14 protein-coding genes are annotated in these 20451 nt (G+C 63.9%); 5 read left to right on the plus strand and 9 right to left on the minus strand.

Translation table 11 applies throughout. The features are described 5' to 3' along the window. Positions 1-314: 314 nt before the first annotated feature. From GDV60_RS06240 to GDV60_RS06275, 8 genes are all read right to left on the minus strand, one after another. Positions 315-5993: a membrane-targeted effector domain-containing toxin gene (locus GDV60_RS06240; protein WP_159906635.1), complete on the minus strand. Its 5679-nt coding sequence runs from the start codon at positions 5991-5993 to the stop codon at positions 315-317. A 77-nt stretch (positions 5994-6070) separates the two neighbouring features. Next, the gene (gene nagE / locus GDV60_RS06245) at positions 6071-7786 is read right to left on the minus strand and encodes an N-acetylglucosamine-specific PTS transporter subunit IIBC (RefSeq protein WP_159906637.1); all 1716 of its coding nucleotides are present in this window, start codon (positions 7784-7786) and stop codon (positions 6071-6073) included. A 26-nt stretch (positions 7787-7812) separates the two neighbouring features. Beyond that, positions 7813-10326, minus strand: coding sequence for a phosphoenolpyruvate--protein phosphotransferase (ptsP, locus tag GDV60_RS06250; RefSeq protein WP_159906639.1), 2514 nt, complete (start codon positions 10324-10326; stop codon positions 7813-7815). A gap of 37 nt (positions 10327-10363) precedes the next feature. Next, positions 10364-11386 carry an SIS domain-containing protein gene (locus GDV60_RS06255; protein WP_029296152.1) on the minus strand — a complete coding sequence of 341 codons (1023 nt, stop codon included), beginning with the start codon at positions 11384-11386 and terminating at the stop codon, positions 10364-10366. Next, the gene (gene nagA / locus GDV60_RS06260) at positions 11367-12473 is read right to left on the minus strand and encodes an N-acetylglucosamine-6-phosphate deacetylase (RefSeq protein ID WP_104911691.1); all 1107 of its coding nucleotides are present in this window, start codon (positions 12471-12473) and stop codon (positions 11367-11369) included. The genes GDV60_RS06255 and nagA overlap by 20 nt, the downstream gene beginning before the upstream one ends. Before the next feature lie 9 nt (positions 12474-12482). Then, entirely contained in the window at positions 12483-13241 is a 759-nt protein-coding gene (locus GDV60_RS06265) for a GntR family transcriptional regulator (protein WP_029296156.1), read from the minus strand. Between the two features lie 261 nt (positions 13242-13502). Then, positions 13503-14006 carry a murein L,D-transpeptidase family protein gene (locus tag GDV60_RS06270; protein WP_029296160.1) on the minus strand — a complete coding sequence of 168 codons (504 nt, stop codon included), beginning with the start codon at positions 14004-14006 and terminating at the stop codon, positions 13503-13505. A 23-nt stretch (positions 14007-14029) separates the two neighbouring features. Further along, the gene (locus tag GDV60_RS06275; protein WP_070994758.1) at positions 14030-14578 is read right to left on the minus strand and encodes an NUDIX hydrolase; all 549 of its coding nucleotides are present in this window, start codon (positions 14576-14578) and stop codon (positions 14030-14032) included. A 146-nt stretch (positions 14579-14724) separates the two neighbouring features. Here GDV60_RS06275 and GDV60_RS06280 point away from each other — a divergent pair, with 146 nt between their 5' ends. The 5 genes from GDV60_RS06280 to purT all read left to right on the plus strand — a co-directional run bounded on the left by GDV60_RS06280 (position 14725) and on the right by purT (position 18817). Further along, entirely contained in the window at positions 14725-15327 is a 603-nt protein-coding gene (locus tag GDV60_RS06280; protein WP_029296164.1) for a CoA pyrophosphatase, read from the plus strand. A 35-nt stretch (positions 15328-15362) separates the two neighbouring features. After that, on the plus strand, positions 15363-15887 hold the full coding sequence (locus GDV60_RS06285; RefSeq protein WP_070994759.1) for a gamma carbonic anhydrase family protein: 525 nt from the start codon (positions 15363-15365) through the stop codon (positions 15885-15887). Further along, positions 15884-16099: a DUF1289 domain-containing protein gene (locus GDV60_RS06290; RefSeq protein WP_071610014.1), complete on the plus strand. Its 216-nt coding sequence runs from the start codon at positions 15884-15886 to the stop codon at positions 16097-16099. Before GDV60_RS06285 ends, GDV60_RS06290 begins: the two co-directional genes overlap by 4 nt. A gap of 999 nt (positions 16100-17098) precedes the next feature. Continuing rightward, positions 17099-17566, plus strand: coding sequence for a VUT family protein (locus GDV60_RS06295; protein ID WP_159906641.1), 468 nt, complete (start codon positions 17099-17101; stop codon positions 17564-17566). Between the two features lie 69 nt (positions 17567-17635). Beyond that, positions 17636-18817: a formate-dependent phosphoribosylglycinamide formyltransferase gene (gene purT / locus GDV60_RS06300; RefSeq protein ID WP_029296172.1), complete on the plus strand. Its 1182-nt coding sequence runs from the start codon at positions 17636-17638 to the stop codon at positions 18815-18817. Positions 18818-18896: 79 nt separating this feature from the next. Here the strand turns inward: purT and GDV60_RS06305 are convergent, their stop codons facing one another. Next, positions 18897-20207, minus strand: coding sequence for an MFS transporter (locus tag GDV60_RS06305; protein WP_029296174.1), 1311 nt, complete (start codon positions 20205-20207; stop codon positions 18897-18899). Positions 20208-20451 lie beyond the last annotated feature (244 nt).

Consider the following 20451-nt stretch of genomic DNA (forward strand, 5'->3'; position numbering starts at 1 on the left):
GGTTTTTTGTTGCCTGTGATAGCCATCGATACCTACACAATTTTGCCGCAACGCATAAACCCAAGCAGATAGGGCTTCTGTGGCGAGCGGGCTTGCCCCGCGTTGGGCTGCGAAGCAGCCCCAGTAAGCCAAATGCGGTGTATCAGATACACCGTAGCGGCTGGTTTTGGGGCTGCTTCGCAGCCCAGCGCAGGCAAGCCCGCTCGCCACGGGGAAGGTTGTTAGTTATTGGAAGTTGTGTGGATAGCTATGCTGCGATAGCGCCCGTCCAAACAACCCGCCCTCCCTACCGGGAAGGCGGATTTTTGCCCGGCTTATGGCGCGGGCGTGAGTTTTACCTCGGCACGAATGGCGTCGATCAAGGTGGTCTGGTAGACAAAGCGCTGCTCGGTCATGCCCCAGCGATCGATGAAGAACATGCCCTGATCGTCCACCTGGATCGGGGTCGAGACGATTTCCCCGGTTCTGGATTTATGCAGCAGGTTGGTTTCTGCCGTGGACGGGCGTTCGACCAGAAAGTGCCCGGACACTTTCAGCCGCGTGCGGTCCAGCGGTACGAAGGCCGTCGGTTCGCGGATGTCGGCGATGCCGACCTGCAAGGTGAAGTCGCTGCGCAGGGCGGTCCAGCGGGTTTCCAGGTTCGTATCCCAGCGGCCGGGCTGGATGGGGAGTGAGCGGCTGGGCGCTGCGTCGCGGATGTGCAGGCTGGCGGCGCCTTGCAGCTCGGCCAGGCCAGGCACTTGCAGGTGGGTGTTGGTGTGGGCGCTGCCGATGAACGCCACCCATTTGTGCGCGCCGTGTGCCGCCTGGTCGGCGTCGATCACCCGGGAGGCGAAGTAGCTGAACATCTGGTTGCGCGCTTCGGGGTTGGCGCCCTTGACGTAATAACTGGCGGTGCAATCGAGCGCTCGCACGCGCAGCCCGTGTTTGTTGGCTTGCTGGATCACTTCTAAATAGCTGTTGGCGCCGCTGTAGAGCGGCATATGCCCGGCGTTCTGGCGTTTGAGGTAGTCCTTGAGCGCGGGCGACAGGCGTTTTGACTGGCGCAAGGCATCCAACTCCGCTTGGTGCAAGTCGGTGAGTAAATGTTCGACGTACAGCGTGTCGAACTTCAGCGCCTTGAGTTGCTTCATGTGTTTGATCAGGAACGCTTTGCTCGCCTGCGCGCTGTGCGCCTCGCCGATGACCAGCCCCGCCAGTTGGCTTTCACTCACCGCACGCAAAAACGGCTCCGGCAGCGTTTGGCCGTGGAGCCGCGACAATTCCGGGCGGGCCGGCAGGGTGTGCTGGCTGAAATACTGCTGGGCATCCAGGGTCAGACGGTCTCGTGTGCTTTTGAAGGCCGAAAACGCCTTGCGATGCGCGGGCCCCGGCAGGTAACGGGTGTCCAGCCCGCGATATTGGTTGGACTGGGCCAGGATGCTTTCGCGCAGGTCGGCAGCCAGATCGTAGTCGCTGAAATGCGTGACCGTTGCCTCAGCCATCGACGGGCCTGGCGATATTACGGGGCGTTCAGGCGCACGCACGGCCAGGGTGTAATCGGCTGTGGTGTCGCCCGCATCAATGCGCAAACCCACGGCCTGATCAGCGCCGACATCCTCCACGCGTACGGCAATTGCTTTGTGCAGGTCGGCCAGGCCCGGCGCCTGATCGGTTGTGGTCATGCGTGCCGGGTCCATCAGGGCGATCCAGCGTTCATCGGGCACGGCTTCGCTGTCGGCCAGCAGGACTTTGTGCGAGTAGAAGTTGCGCAAGGCGGTGCCGCGCGTGGTGGTGGGCGGGGTGTCGCCGAGGTGGAGGGCGTCATCCAGGTCGTAGCAGGTCGAGGCGTCCAGCGCTTTGATCTTGATGCCTTTGGCTGAAGCCTTGCGCACCAGCGCCAGGTAGGAAAATTCGGCGTTGTCGGCAAACCCGAGGTCCTTGTCCACAAGCATCAGATGCCGCTCGATGTGCTTCCAGGATTGGCCGCTGTTGAGCTTGTCCAGTTTCGGGCGGAATACATCACCGGGCAGGTATTCGATGTACAGACGCTTGAAGCCTTTGTCGAACAGCGCCTCGAGGTTGTCGATCAGCACCTGTTGGCCGACGCCGCTATCGGGGATGGCGCCGATGATCAGGTTCGGTGCGCGGGTAAACGCAGCGTTGTCGGTGAGTGCGGCCAGCGAGTTCTCCAACGCGACGGCCGGCACCTGCGCACGGGGCGCCACGGGTGGCTGCTGGCGGAAGAAGTCCTCGGCATCGCGGGTCAGTTGGCTGACCTGTTGCTGGTACACCTCACGCAGCGGTCGCAGGTCCCGGGCCGCTGCGGCCAAGGTGATGTGGGGGTTTTCGTACACCCAGTCGCCCTGTTGGTGCAGTTGCGCCTTGAGGTTGGGGTTGAGCACGTGCTCCAGCTTGTCTGCGTACTTGGCCGGCATCTCATAACGCTTCAGTGCGTCGGGTGTCTGTGGCAGTTTTTCATACTTCGGCGCGCCGCCGATCACGCCAGTGCGTCGCCAAATGCCCAGGTCATCCGGGGCAGCGAGGCGGGTGGTGGACACCAGTTTGCCGGTGACCGGGTCCAGGCGATAGAGCAGATAGCGCCCGATCGGGTCCGGTGTTTTGTGCGCCCAGAGAAATTCGCCCTGGAACAACACCGATTGCATCCCCGCAGGCTTGAGCGGCGGCGGTTCCAGTGGGCTGATCAGTCTTAGCGCAGGGCTCTGCACGATTCGCCTGGGGGCCTGGCGCACGGCAAACTGTTGCAGGGTGCCGAGGGCCGGGCGCAGATCGGTGAACAAGCCGCCGGCGCTGTTGAGCAGGTAACCGATCAAGTGTTCCAGGGCCTGGGCGTTGTCGCCTTGATGGTAGGCGTGCAGAGCGAGCATGCCGTCCTTGAACGCCAGCGCCAGGCCGACGCTCAGGCTCAGCACCGGGAAGGGTGCGGTGGCGATGGCGGCGACCCATTCCACGCACGTCCAGGCGATGCCGCTGATCATCTGGGTGCGATTGACGGTGGTGGCTTTCACGTCATCCATCGTGCGTTGCAGCTTGAGGTCATACACCTCGCGTCGCAGGTCCTGGATCTGGGTTTGTGCGCGGATCGGGTCATGGCGCGGCGGGCTGACACTGGTTTTATCCAGCCCCTGCGGCAACTGCCGCCGGGCGTCCTCAAGGAAAGTGCGCACCCGCCCCTGGGACTGCACCGCGACGCGCTGCACCAGGTAACCGAGCATGCCGGGGAGTTTTTTCAACAGGTAGTTGAACTGCCGGGCTTCACGCACGCTGATGCCGTCCGGGGCGTTGGGGGTGTAGAGCAGCGTCGGGGCGTCGGCATGGGTGAAGAGGTAGCAGCCGATCACCCATTCGCCGTCGATGCTCAAGCGGTGGATCGCGTGATCGCGGCGGATCGCCGGCGAGGTCTGGTCCATGCTGGCGATGCTGCGCTCCAGCCAAGCGCCGTCGAGCGCGGCGATATGCCCTTGCAGGCGGCATTCAAGGGCGGCGCTGCGCAGTTGCCCTTGGGTCAGGGCCAGGGTGGCGTTGCGCCGCAGCGCGTAGTCCGGGCTGTCGACGTTGAGCAGGCGGGTCTTGATCTCATTGATATACCGCTCGCCGATCCAGACCCCGGTGACCGAGCGCGCGACTTTCTCGGCAGTCAACGTGCTCAGGTCCACGCCGTCGGGGCCTTTGAAGCGAGCCGAGCGGGAGAATTTTTCGTCGAGAAAACCGATGCCGTCGGCGTAGCCATCGCGGTACAGCTGGGTGTAGCTGATTGGCGCAGCCTTGGCGAGCGTGGGTGCGTAGGCCCAGACGCTGTCGGGGTCGACGTCGGGGCGCGGGCGCCCAAGCAGCGTGCCCAGGCGCTGGCGCGCCTGCTCATGCAGGTACGTGCTGAAGCTCGGTACCTGCGCCTCGGACAAGGGGTAATCGTTGTAGGCACGCAGACCGCCTTCGGTGTCGTCCGCCAGCTTCATCAGGGTGCGCCGCGTGGTCAGCGGCGCCGCGCGGAACCAGGCGGGGGTGCTGAACTCATCGTCATCCAGGCGCGTGGCCAACACATGGGTGGCCATTGCCTTGAGGCAATCGGCATGGCTGACGGTGGGGCCGAAGCTGATTTCGCGGTGCTCCTGGGCGTGAAACTTGTAGCTCAGGCCGCTGAGCACCTGTTTCATCTTGGCGCGAAAGCGCAGGGCGACGCGGGTGACCAGGTAATCGGTGAGGGTGCCGGGCGGTGACTTGACGCCATTGTCCAGGGTCCAGCCGAGGATGTGATTCTGGCAGGCAACTTCACTGTCGAACGCCTGGAATTGCTGCGCGCGCGGTGCTTGCGGCGTACACAGCAACACGCGGTCGACGGCGCCGCTGGCGTTGCGCCGGCGCAGCACCCACAGGTCTTGCAACTGAGCCTCGTGCAACGCCAGGGTTGAGGCGCTCAGCAACGGGTCGCTGCCTTGGCGCACGCGCTGGATCAGCTCGACATCGTCAGCGCTGAGATGCCCCTGCAGCAGCGCGGTGCAGGCCAGGGCAATGATTCTGTGATCAAGCATGGCCTCGATGGCCTGGCACAGTTCGGTCTTCGCGTGGAGTTGCTTTTGCAAGGTACTGAAGTCGATACGCGGTTGTAGCGTACCCAGTTGCTCCGCGAGCCAGCCTGGTGTCAGCTCGGCGTAGGCGGCGGGCAGTGGCGCGCCGTCGTAGCTGAGGCTGGTTTTTTTCAGGAAGTCGGAGCCGGTGTTGTCATCGTCGGGATGTGGGCCGCGCAAGGCCAGCTCGACCAGGTCGCGCTCGTGGTTGTATTCGCCGATCGGGTTGAGCAAGCGCCGCGTGGTTACCAGCAGGCGTTGCGGTTCGAGGTCGTGGATATCCAGCTCATCGCTCAGGCGCTCCAGCCATTGGTGACGCGCCAGCGCGTAAGGCGTGGCGAGGGCGCCGAACAGTTGCTCCAGATGTTGCCGGGCCTGGTTGTAATGGTGCAGATGTTCGGCGAGTTGAGCGCATTGGGGGGCGGTGGCGCTGCGGTACCAGTCCGGCGCGCTGTACCGCAGCCAGCGGTCGAGCAGCAGTTGGGCACGCCATTGCAGGCGCGCGCTGACGTCGGGAACGGCAGCTGCGATGGCCTGCTCCAGCGCGTTGATCAGCGCTTGCGCGTCGCTGTGCGGGTTGTCCACCAGGCTGAGGGCGCGGGTGATGTCATCGCTGCGCTTGGCGATCAGTTGGTTGTCGAGGTGTTCGAACAGCGGCCGCTCACTGATCGGGTTCAACCCCAGCGGCCAGATGGCGTGTGGCGTCAACGCGTGGTAGTCGGTGGGCAGCAGGCCCATGAAGTGCGTGCGCTCGGCGGCGGCGTCCAGGCGCTGGAACAGCGCGGTGTCGAGGTCGATGAGGGTGGCAAAAAACTCGATCCCGCGTGAGGGGGTAAACAGCGCCACACGGCCGACCGGTGTGCTCGATTGAAGCTCGCTCACCTGCGGGCTTGAATGTTCGGTCAGCACAAAAGCTGCGGCCAGTTCGACGGTTTGCTCCTGGTATTCAAAGGTCAGTGCATACAGGCCTGGGCGTTGTGTGACGCCAAGCGGTATGCGGTCCAGGATCGCCAACTCCTGCGGGTGCAGCAGGCGGTCGGCGCCCGCGAGTGCGGCTTCGTGAGTCAGGGCTGTGTAGCCGGCCTCAAAGGTCATGAAGGATTTACGTGCCTTGCCGTCGATCTGCTCGCGGCGGTCCATGTCCTGCAGTTGTGTGTTCAGCGTGGTTCTGAGGGTGGCCAGCAGGGTCTGGCCTTCAGCGCTTTGCAGATCACGTTCGGCCAAGTCCTGGTACAGCGCACGGCTCTTGTCGAGGAACTGTTGCCGGTACTGTTTGAGAAGCGTGTTCAAGCGTTCCAGATAAGCCAGGTCTGCCGACTGGGTTTGCGCAGGCAGCAACGGCCCATCGACATCGAGCAGGTGGTGGCCGATCAGGTTGAGTGAGCCTTTGATCTCGTCAAAGCTCAAGGGGGGATTGGAAGTGCTCACAGGCACGGGCTCCATGCTGAGGGTTAGAGCCGTCAGCATGGGCAGGGCCGCCCCGGGCGGGGCGGTAGATAGGTAGGTCAGGCGCCCGCGCGCACCGGGTTGCGTTGTGCCAGGGCCTTGAGGGCGTCGCTCAAGCCCTGGGCCTGGTCGCCGACCAGCAAATGCCACACGCCGTCTTCAAGCCGGCTGACACCCTGGCAGCCGAGGCTGTTGAGTTGCGCCTGCGACAGGCCTTTTTCATCGGCCAGTTGCAGGCGGATACGGGTCATGGCGATGCAGTCCAGTTGCACCACATTGTCCTGCCCGCCCAATGCATCCAGCCATTGCTGTGCCTGCGCCGTGGCGACTGTAGCGGCGCAGGCCGCTGGCGCTGGCATGGCGGCGCCGGCCACCGGCACGTGATTGGATGAGGGCATCGCCAGACGGATTTCATCGGCAATGCTATCGGCCAGCGGCCCGACGACGACCTGCAGGCTGCCGCCGTTGCCGGGACGGACCACCGCCATGGCGCCAAGGGCTTTCAACTCGGCATCCAGCGCCTTGTTGCGGTCCACCATGTCCAGGCGCAAGCGCGTGGTGCAGGCGCCGACGCTCAACAGGTTCGCGGCACCGCCCAATGCGCGCAGGTACGCATGGGCGCGCTGGTTATCCGTCATGACCTCGGCCTGGGCCACCTGGATGTCTTCGCGCCCGGGTGTTTTCAGGTTGAAGCGGCGGATGCAGTAGCTGAACACGCTGTAGTAGATCAGCGCATACGCCAGGCCCACGGGCACCACCAGCCAGCCATTGGTGGATTTGCCCCAGCCCAGGACCATGTCGATGAAACCGCCGGAAAAGGTGAAGCCCAGGTGAATGTCCAGCAGGTTGGTGACGGCCATCGACAGGCCTGTCAGCAGCGCATGCAGCAGATACAGGAACGGCGCGAGGAACATGAACGCAAACTCGATCGGCTCGGTCACCCCGGTGAGGAACGAGGTCAGGGCCATCGACAGGAATATCCCGCCCATGATCTTGCGCCGCTCCGGCAGGGCATTGCGGTACATCGCCAGGCACGCCGCCGGCAGGCCGAACAGCATCACCGGGAACATGCCGGTCATGAACTGGCCGCCGTTGGGGTCGCCGGCAAAGTAGCGGGTCAGGTCGCCCGTCACCACCGCGCCGGTGGCCGGGTCGGTGAAGCTGCCGAACACGAACCAGGCCATATTGTTGAGGATATGGTGCAGGCCGGTGACGATCAGCAGGCGGTTGAATACGCCAAACACAAACGCCCCCAGGCTGCCGCTTTCCATCAGCAAGACGCCGAAGCCGTTGATGGCGTGCTGCACCGGCGGCCAGATCAGGCCGAACACCACGCCCAGGCCCACTGCCGAGAACCCGGTGACAATCGGCACGAAGCGTCGCCCGCCGAAAAAGGCCAGGTACTCCGGCAGCTTGATGTCCTTGAAGCGGTTGTACAGGGCGCCGGCCATCAAGCCGCTGACGATCCCGGCCAGCATGCCCATGTTAATGGTCGAGTCCAGCACCTTGAGGGTCGAGATCATCACCAGGTAACCGATGGCGCCCGCCAGCCCGGCCGTGCCGTTGTTGTCCCGGGCAAAGCCGACGGCGATACCGATGGCGAAAATCAGGGCCAGGTTGGCAAAGATCGCTTGCCCGGCGTCGTGCATCACCGCGATGTTCAGCAGGTCGGTATCACCCAGGCGCAGCAACAGGCCGGCAATCGGCAGGATGGCGATGGGTAGCATCAATGCGCGGCCCAGGCGTTGCAGGCCTTCGATGAACAATTGGTACATGGCGAGTCTCCTTTTTCTTGTTGTTGTCAGCTCAACGGCCAGTGCTGGTGACAGGCTTGGCGTACGGCCCCGGCGCTGCTCAGGTTGAGCAGGCCCTGGCTCAGTTGCCGGCATTGCGTGGCGTCGAGGTGGCGCACACGGTCTTTGATTTCAGCAATCTGCGGCGGGCTCACGGACAGCTCGCGCACGCCCAGGCCCACCAGCACCGGCGTGGCCAGCGGGTCGGAGGCCAGGGCGCCACACACGCCGACCCAACGGCCATGTTTCGCGGCGCCGGCGCAGGTCTGGGCGATCAGGCGCAACAGCGCCGGGTGCAGTGCATCGACCCGGGCAGCCAGGCCGGCATGGTCGCGGTCCATGGCCAGGGTGTACTGGGACAGGTCATTGGTGCCGATCGACAAAAAGTCTGCATGCTCGGCCAGTTGCTCGGCCATCAGCGCGGCGGCCGGCACTTCGATCATCACCCCCAGGTCCGGGCGCTGGGTCAACCCCAGTTCGGCGCACAGGTCGTCGAGGCGCTGGCGAATGTGCAGCAACTCGTCCACTTCACTGACCATTGGCAACAGGATCCGGCAGCGCTGCAGCGGGCTGACCTGCAGCAGGGCACGCAATTGCTGGTCGAGCAGTTCCGGGCGCACCTGGGCCATGCGAATGCCGCGCAGGCCCAACACCGGATTGGCTTCGGCGGGCAGTGGCAGATAGTCGAGCTGTTTGTCGCCGCCCACATCAATGGTGCGAATGATCACTGGTTTGTCGCCCATTGCGTCCAGCACCGCCTGGTAGGCCTGGCGCTGCTCTTGTTCATCGGGCGCGGTGCGGCGCTCGACAAACAGAAATTCGGTGCGCAACAGGCCAACGCCATCGGCGCCGTTTTCGTAGGCTATCTGTGCCTCGCTGCTGGAGGCCACATTGGCCGCCACCTCAACGCTTACGCCATCAAGGGTGCTGGCCGCTGTCTGGGCCTGGGCCTGTTGCTGCTGGCGCTGCAGTTTTTGCGCATCGCGGATCTGGTGCACCTCGGCGTGGCGTGCATCATCGGGCATCAGTTCCAGGCGGCCGTTGGCGGCGTCCAGCACCACACGCTGGCCTTGGGGCACATCGAGCACTTCACTGCCCAGGGCGACCACACAGGGCAAGCCTTTGCCCCGGGCCAGGATCGCCACATGGGAGGTGGCGCCCCCTTCGGCCATGCACAGGCCCGCAGCGTTCTGCTCGCTCAACTGCAGCAGGTCCGAGGGGGTCAATTCATGGGCGGCGACAATGGCGCCGGCCGGCAACTCGAACTGCCAGGCTTCGCCCAGCAGCGCCCGCAGGACCCGTTGCTGCAAGTCCCGCAGGTCGTTGGCGCGCTCGGCGAACAACGGCTTGCCCAACCCCAGCAGCACGGCGCATTGGGCCTGGATTGCATCGCGCCAGGCGTGGGTGGCGGCGCTGCCTTGCTCGATGGCAGCGGTGGCGGCCTCCAGCAGGGCGGGGTCTTCCAGCAGGGCCAGGTGGGCGGCGAAGATCTCCTCTTCGTCCACGTCCTTGCGCCGGCGGGCGTGCTCCAGGGTACGGCGGATTTCCCCGCGCACCTGCTCCAGGGCGGCGTCCAGTTGCTGCAACTGCTCATCGGCGACGTGGGTTCGCGGGTCTGCTGGCAACTCGATGCTGCTCATGCGCCACAAAGGTCCGCAGACCAGGCCGGGCGCGGCGCAGACACCTTGCAACACACCGGCTTCGGTGGGGGCGCGATGTGCAGGGGCGGCGGCCGGGACCGGGGCGGTGTGGGGAACCTCCAGCGACAGCGCCGCGAGCAGGGCTTGCAAGGCGGCTTCGCTGTCTTCGCCCTGGCAACTGACGCGCACTTCGTCCTGCTCGCCAATCCCCAGGCCCAGCAGGCCGATCAGGCTGTCGCACGGCGCAGACTTGCCGGCGAAATGCAGGTGCGACTGGCTGCTGAAACCTTGCGCGGTCTTGCGGACCAGCGCAGCGGGGCGTGCATGCAGGCCCCCCTTGTGGGTGATGCGAATGCTGGCGCTGGCGGCGTTGCCGGTGTGCGCGCCAGGCGCTATGCGGGTGGCCGAGGTGTGGCGCGGGCAGACCTGCATCAGCGGTTGGCCCACGGTCGCCATTTGCATGCTGAACGGTCGCAGCTCGAACTGATCGCTGTTGGTGAGGATGATCAGGCTGATCAGGCTTTTGCACTGGCGGGCGATGCGGTCTAGGTCCAGGCGCACCAGGGCCTGGCCGCTGCTCACCCGGGCGCCTTCCTTGACCAGCAGGGCAAAGCCCTCGCCCTTGAGCTCGACGGTGTCGATGCCCACGTGCAACAGGATCTCTGCACCGTTGTCGGCGCGCAGGGTCAGCGCATGCCCGGTGCGGGCAAGGTGAATCACCACGCCATCGCATGGCGCATACAGGCAATCGTTGAGCGGGTCGATGGCCAGGCCATCGCCCATGGCGCCGCTGGCGAACACCTCGTCTGGCACGTTGCCCAGGGTCCGCACCGGCCCGGTCAGGGGCGCGTTGAGGGTCAGGTCATTGTTATTGTTGGTCATGGGCACGGTACTCATCAGGAAAACGCTGCACATCACTTCAGTGGGTGCGGGTGACTTTGCTCAGGTGGCGCGGCTGGTCGGGGTCCATGCCCCGGGCCTGGGCCAGGCCGGCGGCCATTACGTAAAAGCTCTGGATCGCCAGGATCGGGTCCAGGGCCGGGTGTTCGGCGCGGCTGAGGGTCAGGTCACGCTCGGCGATATCGTCGGGTGCGGCCAGCAGTACGCGGGCGCCGCGTTGGCGCATTTCCGTGGCCAGGGTCAGCAAGCCCGGCTGTTCGGCGCCGCGTGGGGCGAACACCAGCAACGGGTAGTTGGCGTCGATCAAGGCCATCGGCCCGTGGCGCACTTCGGCGCTGCTGAAGGCTTCGGCCTGGATCGCCGAGGTTTCCTTGAGTTTGAGCGCGGCTTCCTGGGCGATGGCAAACCCGGCGCCACGGCCGATAACCATCAGGCGCTGGCAATCGCGCAGGGCGTCGATGGCCAGGCTCCAGTCCTGGGTCGCCGCTTCGCGCAGGCCGGCAGGCAAGGCGTGGCAGGCTTCGAGCAGGCCGTCTTCCTGGTTCCAGTGGCCGACCAACTGGGCACTGGCGCTCAAGGTGGCGATGAAGCTCTTGGTCGCGGCCACACTGCGTTCGGGGCCGGCGCACAGGGGCACATGGAATTCACACGCGGCCTCCAAAGGCGAGTCTTCGGCGTTGACCATCGATACGCTCAACGCCCCGCGCTTGCGCAGCAGGCGCAGGCTGTTGACCAGGTCCGGGCTTTGCCCCGACTGGGAAAACCCGAAGGCGGCCTGACCGCTGACTTTCAGCGGCGCCTGCGCCAGTGTCACCACCGACATCGGCAGCGACGCCACCGGCACGCCCACGTGTTGCATGGTCAGGTAGGCGAAGTAGCTGGCGGCGTGGTCCGAACTGCCACGGGCGACGGTCATCGCCACTTGCGGCGGCTGGCGGCGCAGGCGGCCCGCGACTTCGGCCAGCAGCGGGTCGAGGCATTGCAATTGGGCCGCGACGGCCTCACAGGAGGCCAGGGCCTCTTCAAGCATTTTTGAAGTCAATGGTTTCTCCTTCGACCATTACGTCGGTGAGGTGCAGGGAGCGGTCCAGGCGCACGCAGTCGGCAAAACTGCCGGGTTGCAGGCGGCCGCGTTGTTCCAGGCCCAGATAGTCCGCAGGAAATTGCGACAGGCGCTGTGAGGCTTCGTTGATCGGCAGGCCGATCTTCACCAGGTTGCGCAGCGCCTGATCCATGGTCAGGGTGCTGCCGGCCAGGGTGCCGTCGGCCAGGCGCACGCCGCCCAGGCATTTGGTCACGGTATGGCTGCCCAGCTTGTATTCACCGTCGGGCATGCCGGCGGCGGCTGTGGAGTCGGTGACGCAGTACAGGCAGGGGATCGAGCGCAGGGCCACGCGCATGGCGCCGGGGTGCACGTGCAGCAGGTCCGGGATCAACTCTGCGTATTTGGCATGGGCCAGGGCGGCGCCGACGATGCCCGGCTCGCGGTGATGCAGCGGGCTCATGGCGTTGTACAAGTGGGTGAAGCTGGTCGCGCCGGCGGCCAGGGCGGCGACGCCTTCTTCATAGCTGCCCAGGGTATGGCCGATCTGCATGCGCACCCCGCGTTGGCTGAGCGCGCGGATCAGGCCGTCATGGCCGGCGATTTCCGGGGCAATGGTGATCACCCGGATCGGCGCCAGGCGCAGGTACTCCTCAACCTCGGCCATCAGCGCTGTGTGGGCGAAGTTCGGTTGGGCGCCGAGTTTGCCCGGGTTGATGTAGGGGCCTTCCAGATGCACCCCCAGCACTCGGGCGCTGCCGGCCGGGCGCTGTTCGCAGAACTGGCCGAGTTCGCCGAGCACCCGGGAGATTTCCTCGACCGGCGCAGTCATGGTGGTGGCCAACAACGAGGTGGTGCCGAAACGCACATGGGTGCGAGTGATGGTCTCGAAGGCGCTGCGGCCTTCCATGATGTCCTTGCCGCCGCCGCCGTGCACATGCAGGTCGATAAAACCCGGCAGCAAGTAGGGCAGGTCGTTGTCGGCCGGATCGCAAGGCACGCCTTCGACGGCGCTGACCTTGCCTTCGTGGTGCACCAGGCGGCCGCGAATCCAGCCGTGGGGCGTGAGGATATTGTCTTCGGACATGGCAGTTCTCTAAGGCCGCAACTCGGCGGCAAAGTCATAGCGACGCAGCTCTGCGACAAAGTCGTAGTAGTCGTTGCGGCAGTAGGTGTCGGTGATCTCGATGGGCGTGTTGTCGGCGGTGTAGCCGACCCGGGTCATCAGCAGCATGGCGGTGCCGGGGGCGATGCCCACCAGGGCCGCGAACTCGTCCGAGGCGTTGATTGCCTGGATGTGTTGCAGGGCCCGCACCACCGGTTTGCCGATGCCTTCCAGGTATTCGTAGAGCGAGCTGCCGATGGCCTGGGGGTTGGGAATGATCGAAGCGGGCAGGGCGCTCATCTCGATGGCCATCACGGTGTCGTCCGCTTTGCGCAGGCGCTTGAGCCGCGCCACTTTGTCGGTGGGCGACAGGCCCAGGCGGATCAGTTCTTCATGGGTCGGGGGGGTGATCTCGCGCACCAGCCATTGCGAACTGGGGGCAAACCCCTTGAGCCGCAGCATTTCGCTGAACCCCGAAAGGCGCGACAGCGGTTGTTCCAGGCGCGGCGTAATAAAAGTCCCGGAGCCTTGGCTGCGGCGGATCAGGCCTTGGGCGAACAACACTTCCAGGGCTTTGCGGGCGGTGACCCGGGAAATGCTCAACTGCTCGCTGAGCACGCGCTCCGAGGGCAAGGCCTGCTCGGATTTCCACTGGCCGGCATGGATCGCGGCTTCCAGGTTGCGGGCCAGTTGCAGGTACAGCGGCGTGGATTGTCGGTCGTCAGGACGCAGGGTCTGGATGGGATTCATCTGTAGGGTTTCCGATGCGTTATTGGAGTGTTGTCGCCCGGTAATGGCCGGAAATTAATACCACTTAAATACCATGTCAATGCCGCCAAAAGCGTGCACACGGCTGTTTGCAGGCACCTTAAAGGTGCCTGGTATCAAGTGGTATTAGAGAGGTCTTTATCGCGCGCAGAAAGACGCAGCCCCTGGCAGTGAAATGGTATTCACCGGCAGGGGCTGTGGGGGAGGCAGGTTTTTTTTGAATTATTTTACGAACGGTGCCGGTTACGGGCGGATCTCGATCATCGTGCCGTCCTTGACCAGGTTCCACACTTCGCGCATGTCGACATTGCGCATGCCGATGCAGCCGTCGGTCCAGTCCAGGGTGTGGAACCACTGTTCGGGGTATTCCTCACTGTCTGGCGTGCCGTGGATCATGATCATGCTGCCGGGCTTGACCCCTTCGCGGCGCGCGCGGGCGGCATCGCTGATATTGGGGTAGGAGATGTGCATGGACAGGTTGAAGCGGTCGCTGGTCTTGCGCCAGTCGATCCAGTAGAAGCCTTCCGGGGTGCGGCGGTCGCCTTCGATCAGCTTGTGGCCCTTGGGGTTCTTGCCCAGGGAAATACGGTAGGTCTTGAGCGGCTTGCCGTCGTTGATCAGTTGCAACTGATGGGCGGACTTGAGCACCAGGATCTTCTCGACGGGTTTGCCGCCCAGGGTTTGCAGGGTGGTGGCGCACGACAGGCTGGCGAACGACAGGCAGAGCAGGGCAAGCAACCAACGCATTGAAACGATATCCGTATAAAGGCTTATTGCGCCGGTTGAGTCGCAGGCGGCACCGATTCGCTGCGCACGGGGAACACCTGTTGCCGACGGTCAGCGAAAAAGCATTCTAAGGTACGCCTGACCGTGCGGAAAGCCAGCTCGGACCAAGGGATATCGGCTTCATCGAACAGCCTGACTTCCAGGCTCTCGGGGCCGGCGGCAAAGTCCAGGTCGATCAGTTCGGCGCGGTAGAAAATATGCACCTGGCTGATGTGCGGTACATCGATCAACGTGTAGATGCTCAGGTTGCGCACCCTGGCGCAGGCTTCCTCAAGGGTTTCGCGCATGGCGCCCTGTTCGACGGTCTCGCCGTTTTCCATAAAGCCTGCAGGCAGGGTCCAGAAGCCCAGGCGCGGTTCGATGGCCCGTCGGCACAGCAGCACCTGGTTGCCCCAGACGGGCAGGGTACCGGCGACGATATTGGGATTCTGGTAGTGAATGGTCTGACAGTGGTCACACACATAACGCAGGCGTGCATCGCCTTCGGGAATGCGCTGGATGACCGGTTTACCGCACTGGCTGCAGAAGTTCATGCTTGGGTTCCTGGGGACTGCGCCTATCTTGGCGTGCAGGGCAGTGGCCTGCAAGTTGTCGTTTAGCGACACCGCCGGGGTTTTGGGGTTGGGCGCCCGTACGCTTTGGTGCATGATGCAAGGTAGCCAACAGATCGAGATGACTCATGCTGGACGAGCTACTTCGCCGGGTAAGCAATCACACGCCACGCACGCTGGAAACTGACGGACGTTTCCCCGAGGCCGCCGTGCTGGTGCCGATTACCCGTAGTGACGAACCCGAGCTGATCCTGACCCTGCGTGCCAGCGGGCTGTCGACCCACGGTGGCGAAGTGGCCTTTCCGGGAGGGCGGCGCGACCCGGAAGACCCGGACCTGGTGTTCACTGCCCTGCGCGAGGCCGAAGAAGAAATCGGCCTGCCGCCGGGCCTGGTGGAAGTGATCGGCCCCTTGAGCCCGCTGATCTCCCTGCACGGCATCCGTGTGACCCCGTATGTGGGGGTGATTCCCGATTATGTCGAGTACCTGGCCAACGACGCCGAGATTGCTGCGGTATTCAGCGTGCCCCTGGAGTTTTTCCGCCAGGACCCGCGCGAGCACACCCATCGCATCGATTACCAGGGCCGCAGTTGGTACGTGCCCAGCTATCGGTTCGGTGAATACAAGATCTGGGGCCTGACGGCGATCATGATCGTAGAGTTGATCAACCTGCTCTATGACGATGCCGACATCAGCCTGCATCGACCGCCGAAAAGCTTTATCAATACCTAAGCCATCGTTTGAATGGCAAGCCGTGAGGGAAGACCATGAAATACCGCCTGGGCGATGCCCGCGTCGAGACCCATCCACACAGCTGGGTGGCGCCCAATGCCACGCTGGTGGGCAAGGTCAAGCTGGAAGAGGGGGCCAACGTCTGGTTCAACGCGGTGTTGCGTGGCGATAACGAACTGATCCTGATCGGCAAGAACAGCAACGTGCAGGACGGCAGCGTGATGCACACCGACATGGGCTACCCGCTGACCCTGGGCACTGGTGTGACGGTGGGGCATAACGCCATGCTGCATGGCTGCACCGTCGGCGACTACAGCCTGATCGGCATCAATGCGGTGATCCTCAACGGTGCCAAGATCGGCCGGCACTGCATCATCGGCGCCAACTCGTTGATCGGCGAAGGCAAGGAAATCCCCGATGGCTCGCTGGTGATGGGCTCGCCCGGCAAGGTCGTACGGGAATTGACCGAGCAGCAGAAAAGAATGCTGGAGGCCAGTGCTGCGCACTACGTGCATAACTCGCAGCGCTATGCCCGTGATCTGGTCGAGCAGCCAGAATGAACCCGGTAGAACGCCCCGTTGCCTCGCCCTGCGTGAGTATCTGTGCGCTGGATGATGACGATATCTGCACCGGTTGCCAGCGCAATGTCGACGAAATCACCCGTTGGAGTCGCATGGACAACGCCGAGCGCCGGGTAGTGCTGGGGTTGTGCCATGAACGGGCGAAGGCCAGTGGAATATTGTGGATGATCCCCGGAAAATCCGACGCCTGATATTTTTGAATGGCGAGCGAGCCTGTTGTGGCGAGCGGGCTTGCCCCGCGCTGGGCTGCGCAGCAGCCCCAATAAAACCTCCGCGGACGTTCAGGTAAACCGCAGCGCCTGTCTTTAGGGCTGCTACGCAGCCCAGCGCGGGGCAAGCCCGCTCGCCACATTAGGTCCAGTGGTCACAACAAGTCCGTTGGCCACAAAAATAGCTGATGAGCTGTCGCCGGCTGGCGCGGTGTGTCTGGAGTACCTAGGGCGCTTGGAGAGGGCCTCTGTGGCGAGCGGGCTTGTCGGAACGCCGCATCGCCCGCGCTGGGCTGCGCAGCAGCCCCAATAAAACCTCCGCGGACGTTCAGGTAAACCGCAGCGCCTGTCTTTAGGGCTGCTACGCAGCCCAGCGCGGGGCAAGCCCGCTCGCCACATTAGGTCCAGTGGTCACAACAAGTCCGTTGGCCACAAAAATAGCTGATGAGCTGTCGCCGGCTGGCGCGGTGTGTCTGGAGTACCTAGGGCGCTTGGAGAGGGCCTCTGTGGCGAGCGGGCTTGTCGGAACGCCGCATCGCCCGCGCTGGGCTGCGCAGCAGCCCCAATAAAACCTCCGCGGACGTTCAGGTAAACCGCAGCGCCTGTCTTTAGGGCTGCTACGCAGCCCAGCGCGGGGCAAGCCCGCTCGCCACATTAGGTCCAGTGGTCACAACAAGTCCGTTGGCCACAAAAATAGCTGATGAGCTGTCGCCGGCTGGCGCGGTGTGTCTGGAGTACCTAGGGCGCTTGGAGAGGGCCTCTGTGGCGAGCGGGCTTGCCCCGCGCTGGGCTGCGCAGCAGCCCCAATAAAACCTCCGCGCACGTTCAGGTACACCGCAGCGCCTGTCTTTAGGGCTGCTACGCAGCCCAGCGCGGGGCAAGCCCGCTCGCCACAATAGGTTCAGTGGCCACAACAGGCCCGCTCGCCACAGGGTTTCTTGTGCAGTACCCTGTGGCCCTTGCCCACAGGTCCATCGCCCCATGCTCTTCCTGATCACCTATATCAGCAGCGTTGTGCTGATCAACTTCGCCTTTTCCACTGCCCCGCATCTGGATGTCATCTGGTCCGCCTGGGGTGGCCTGGTGTTTATCCTGCGTGACATGGTGCAAACCCGCTTCGGCCACGGGGCGATCATCGCCATGCTCGCGGCGCTGGTGCTGTCCTATATCACCTCCGATCCGTCTATCGCCTTGGCCAGTGCCACGGCGTTCGCGGTGTCCGAGTGTATCGACTGGCTGGTTTTCAGCATCACCAAGCGCCCGTTGCATGACCGGCTGTGGATCAGTTCGGCGCTGAGTATTCCCCTCGATACCTTTATCTTTTTTGGCCTGATCGGCGCGTTGACGCCCGCTGTGGTCGGCACCGCCCTGGCCTCGAAATTTGCCGGGGTCACCGTGGTGTGGCTGGCCATGGCCTGGCGTTTGCGTCGCCAGCGTGTCGCCAACTGAGGCCAACGCCTGCGGTTCATGTAAAATGCCGGCCTTTCTCCCCCTGATCCGCTCCCCTGAGGACCTGAGATGACCCGAATCGGAACTCCATTGTCGCCAACCGCGACCCGCGTATTGATGTGTGGCTGCGGTGAGCTGGGCAAGGAAGTGGTAATCGAGCTGCAACGCCTGGGCGTTGAAGTGATTGCCGTGGATCGCTACGCCAACGCGCCGGCCATGCAGGTGGCGCATCGCAGCCATGTGATCAACATGCTCGATGGCGCGGCCCTGCGTGCGGTGATCGAAGCGGAAAAACCGCATTTCATCGTCCCGGAAATCGAAGCCATCGCCACCGGCACCCTGGTGGAGCTGGAGGCCGAAGGCTTTACCGTGATCCCCACCGCCCGCGCGGCGCTGTTGACCATGAACCGCGAGGGCATCCGCCGCCTGGCCGCTGAAGAGCTGGACCTGCCGACCTCGCCGTACCACTTTGCCGACACCGTCGAAGACTACCGCAAGGCCGTCGAAGACCTGGGTTTCCCATGTGTGGTCAAGCCGGTGATGAGTTCGTCGGGCAAGGGCCAGAGCCTGTTGCGCAGTGCCGATGATGTGCAGAAAGCCTGGGACTACGCCCAAGAAGGCGGCCGCGCCGGTAAGGGCCGGGTGATCATCGAAGGGTTTATCGATTTCGACTACGAAATCACCCTGCTGACCGTGCGTCACGTGGGCGGCACCACCTTCTGCGCGCCAGTGGGTCACCGCCAGGAGAAGGGCGACTACCAGGAGTCCTGGCAGCCCCAGGCCATGAGCCCGGCGGCCCTGGCTGAATCCGAGCGCGTCGCCAAAGCCGTGACCGAGGCCCTGGGTGGTCGTGGCCTGTTTGGTGTCGAGCTGTTCATCAAGGGCGATCAGGTGTGGTTCAGCGAAGTCTCGCCGCGCCCCCACGACACTGGCCTGGTGACCTTGATCTCCCAGGACTTGTCGCAGTTTGCCCTGCATGCACGGGCGATTCTGGGCTTGCCGATTCCGTTGATCCGTCAGTTCGGGCCTTCGGCATCGTCGGTGATCCTGGTGGAAGGGCAGTCGACCCAAACCGCTTTCGCCAACCTCGGCGCAGCCCTCAGCGAGCCAGATACCGCGCTGCGTCTGTTCGGCAAGCCAGAAGTGAATGGCCAGCGCCGCATGGGCGTGGCGTTGGCGCGGGATGAGTCGATCGAGGCTGCCCGGGCCAAGGCGACCCGTGCCTCGCAGGCAGTGGTTGTAGAGCTCTAAAAGCATCGCGGGCAAGCCCGCTCCCACATTTGGAATACATTCCCAGTGTGGGAGCGGGCTTGCCCGCGATAGCGGTCTATCAGGCGACCTTGTTCAAATCATTATCCCGCGTCTCTTTCAGGCACAGCACCGCAATCAAGCTCAGCAACGCTGCCGCCGACACATACCCGCCGACATAACTCAGCCCACCCATTGCCACTAGCTTGGTCGCAAAGAACGGTGCGGCCGAAGCCCCAACGATCCCGCCCAGGTTATACGCCGCCGAAGCCCCGGTATAACGCACGCGTGTCGGAAACAATTCCGGCAACAATGCCCCCATCGGTGCAAATGTCACGCCCATCAGGAACAGTTCCAGGCACAGGAACAACGCCACCGCCCAGGTCGAGCCATGGGTCAGCAACGGTTCCATGGTGAAGCCCGAGAGAATTGCCAGCACCGCACCGACGATCAGCACCGGCTTGCGCCCGTAACGGTCACTGGCCAGGGCCGCCAGCGGCGTGGCGGCGCCCATGAACAGCACGGCAAAGCACAGCAGGGCGAGGAAGGTTTCGCGGCTGTAGCCCAGGGTGCTCACACCGTAACTCAGGGAAAATGCCGTGGTGATATAGAACAGCGCATAACACACCACCATCGCCGCGGCGCCCAGCAGCACCTGCAGCCAATGCTGGCTGAACAGCTCCACCAACGGCACTTTCACCGGTTTTTCCTTGGCCACGGCGTTGGCGAATACCGGGGTTTCGTGCAGTTTCAGGCGTGCATACAGGCCCACCATCACCAGCGCGGCGCTGAGCAGGAACGGAATGCGCCAGCCCCAGCTGCGGAATTGCTCATCATCCAGGTTCATCGCCAGGATCAGAAACAGCCCATTGGCCGCCAGGAAACCAATGGAAGGCCCCAACTGCGGGAACATGCCGAACCAGGCGCGCTTGCCCTTGGGTGCGTTCTCGGTGGCCAGCAGGGCGGCGCCGCCCCATTCCCCGCCCAGGCCCAGGCCCTGGCCGAAACGCAGCACACACAACAGGATCGGTGCCCAGGCGCCAATGGTGTCGTAGCCCGGCAGCAAGCCGATCAAGGTGGTGCACACGCCCATCAGCAGCAACGAGGCCACCAGCGTCGATTTGCGCCCGATGCGGTCACCGAAATGGCCGAACAGCGCCGAGCCCAATGGCCGGGCGATAAACGCGATACCGAAGGTCAGGAACGCCGCCAGCATCTGCGCGGTGCCGGAACTCTGCGGGAAGAACACCGGGCCGATCACCAGCGCAGCGGCCGTGGCGTAGATATAGAAGTCGTAGAACTCGATGGCCGTGCCGATGATGCTCGCGGTCGCGACGCGGCTGGTCGAGTTGGTCGGGGCGGCGGGAGCGGCCTCGTTATAGGTGGTGCTCATTGAGGTATCCCTGATGGTCATTGCGCCTTTGGCGCGGATTATTATTGGTCTTGCACCCATGGATCAGGGCATTGCGCGGCATCGGCTCGGGATGGGAGCGAGTACCGGTCAGACACGATAAAGCGGTGCCTGGACACGCTCAGTGCGGATAGCACGCGGTCGGGCGGGGCTTGGGTAAGCGGGATCGATTATAGGAAGGCGCGCGCGGATACAACAAGAGGTGCGAACGCAGGAGATCAAATGC

The organism is Pseudomonas sp. DTU12.1 (assembly GCF_009873475.1).
Lineage (GTDB): Bacteria > Pseudomonadota > Gammaproteobacteria > Pseudomonadales > Pseudomonadaceae > Aquipseudomonas > Aquipseudomonas proteolytica.

What these genes read in the sequence shown, in the direction of transcription:
- nagE (WP_159906637.1), bottom strand. Translation starts at nt 7,786, where the DNA reads ATGTACCAATTGTTCATCGAAGGCCTGCAACGCCTGGGCCGCGCATTG.
- ptsP (WP_159906639.1), bottom strand. Translation starts at nt 10,326, where the DNA reads ATGACCAACAATAACAATGACCTGACCCTCAACGCGCCCCTGACCGGG.
- nagA (WP_104911691.1), bottom strand. Translation starts at nt 12,473, where the DNA reads ATGTCCGAAGACAATATCCTCACGCCCCACGGCTGGATTCGCGGCCGC.
- GDV60_RS06265 (WP_029296156.1), bottom strand. Translation starts at nt 13,241, where the DNA reads ATGAATCCCATCCAGACCCTGCGTCCTGACGACCGACAATCCACGCCG.
- GDV60_RS06270 (WP_029296160.1), bottom strand. Translation starts at nt 14,006, where the DNA reads ATGCGTTGGTTGCTTGCCCTGCTCTGCCTGTCGTTCGCCAGCCTGTCG.
- GDV60_RS06275 (WP_070994758.1), bottom strand. Translation starts at nt 14,578, where the DNA reads ATGAACTTCTGCAGCCAGTGCGGTAAACCGGTCATCCAGCGCATTCCC.
- GDV60_RS06280 (WP_029296164.1), top strand. Translation starts at nt 14,725, where the DNA reads ATGCTGGACGAGCTACTTCGCCGGGTAAGCAATCACACGCCACGCACG.
- GDV60_RS06285 (WP_070994759.1), top strand. Translation starts at nt 15,363, where the DNA reads ATGAAATACCGCCTGGGCGATGCCCGCGTCGAGACCCATCCACACAGC.
- GDV60_RS06290 (WP_071610014.1), top strand. Translation starts at nt 15,884, where the DNA reads ATGAACCCGGTAGAACGCCCCGTTGCCTCGCCCTGCGTGAGTATCTGT.
- GDV60_RS06295 (WP_159906641.1), top strand. Translation starts at nt 17,099, where the DNA reads ATGCTCTTCCTGATCACCTATATCAGCAGCGTTGTGCTGATCAACTTC.
- purT (WP_029296172.1), top strand. Translation starts at nt 17,636, where the DNA reads ATGACCCGAATCGGAACTCCATTGTCGCCAACCGCGACCCGCGTATTG.
- GDV60_RS06305 (WP_029296174.1), bottom strand. Translation starts at nt 20,207, where the DNA reads ATGAGCACCACCTATAACGAGGCCGCTCCCGCCGCCCCGACCAACTCG.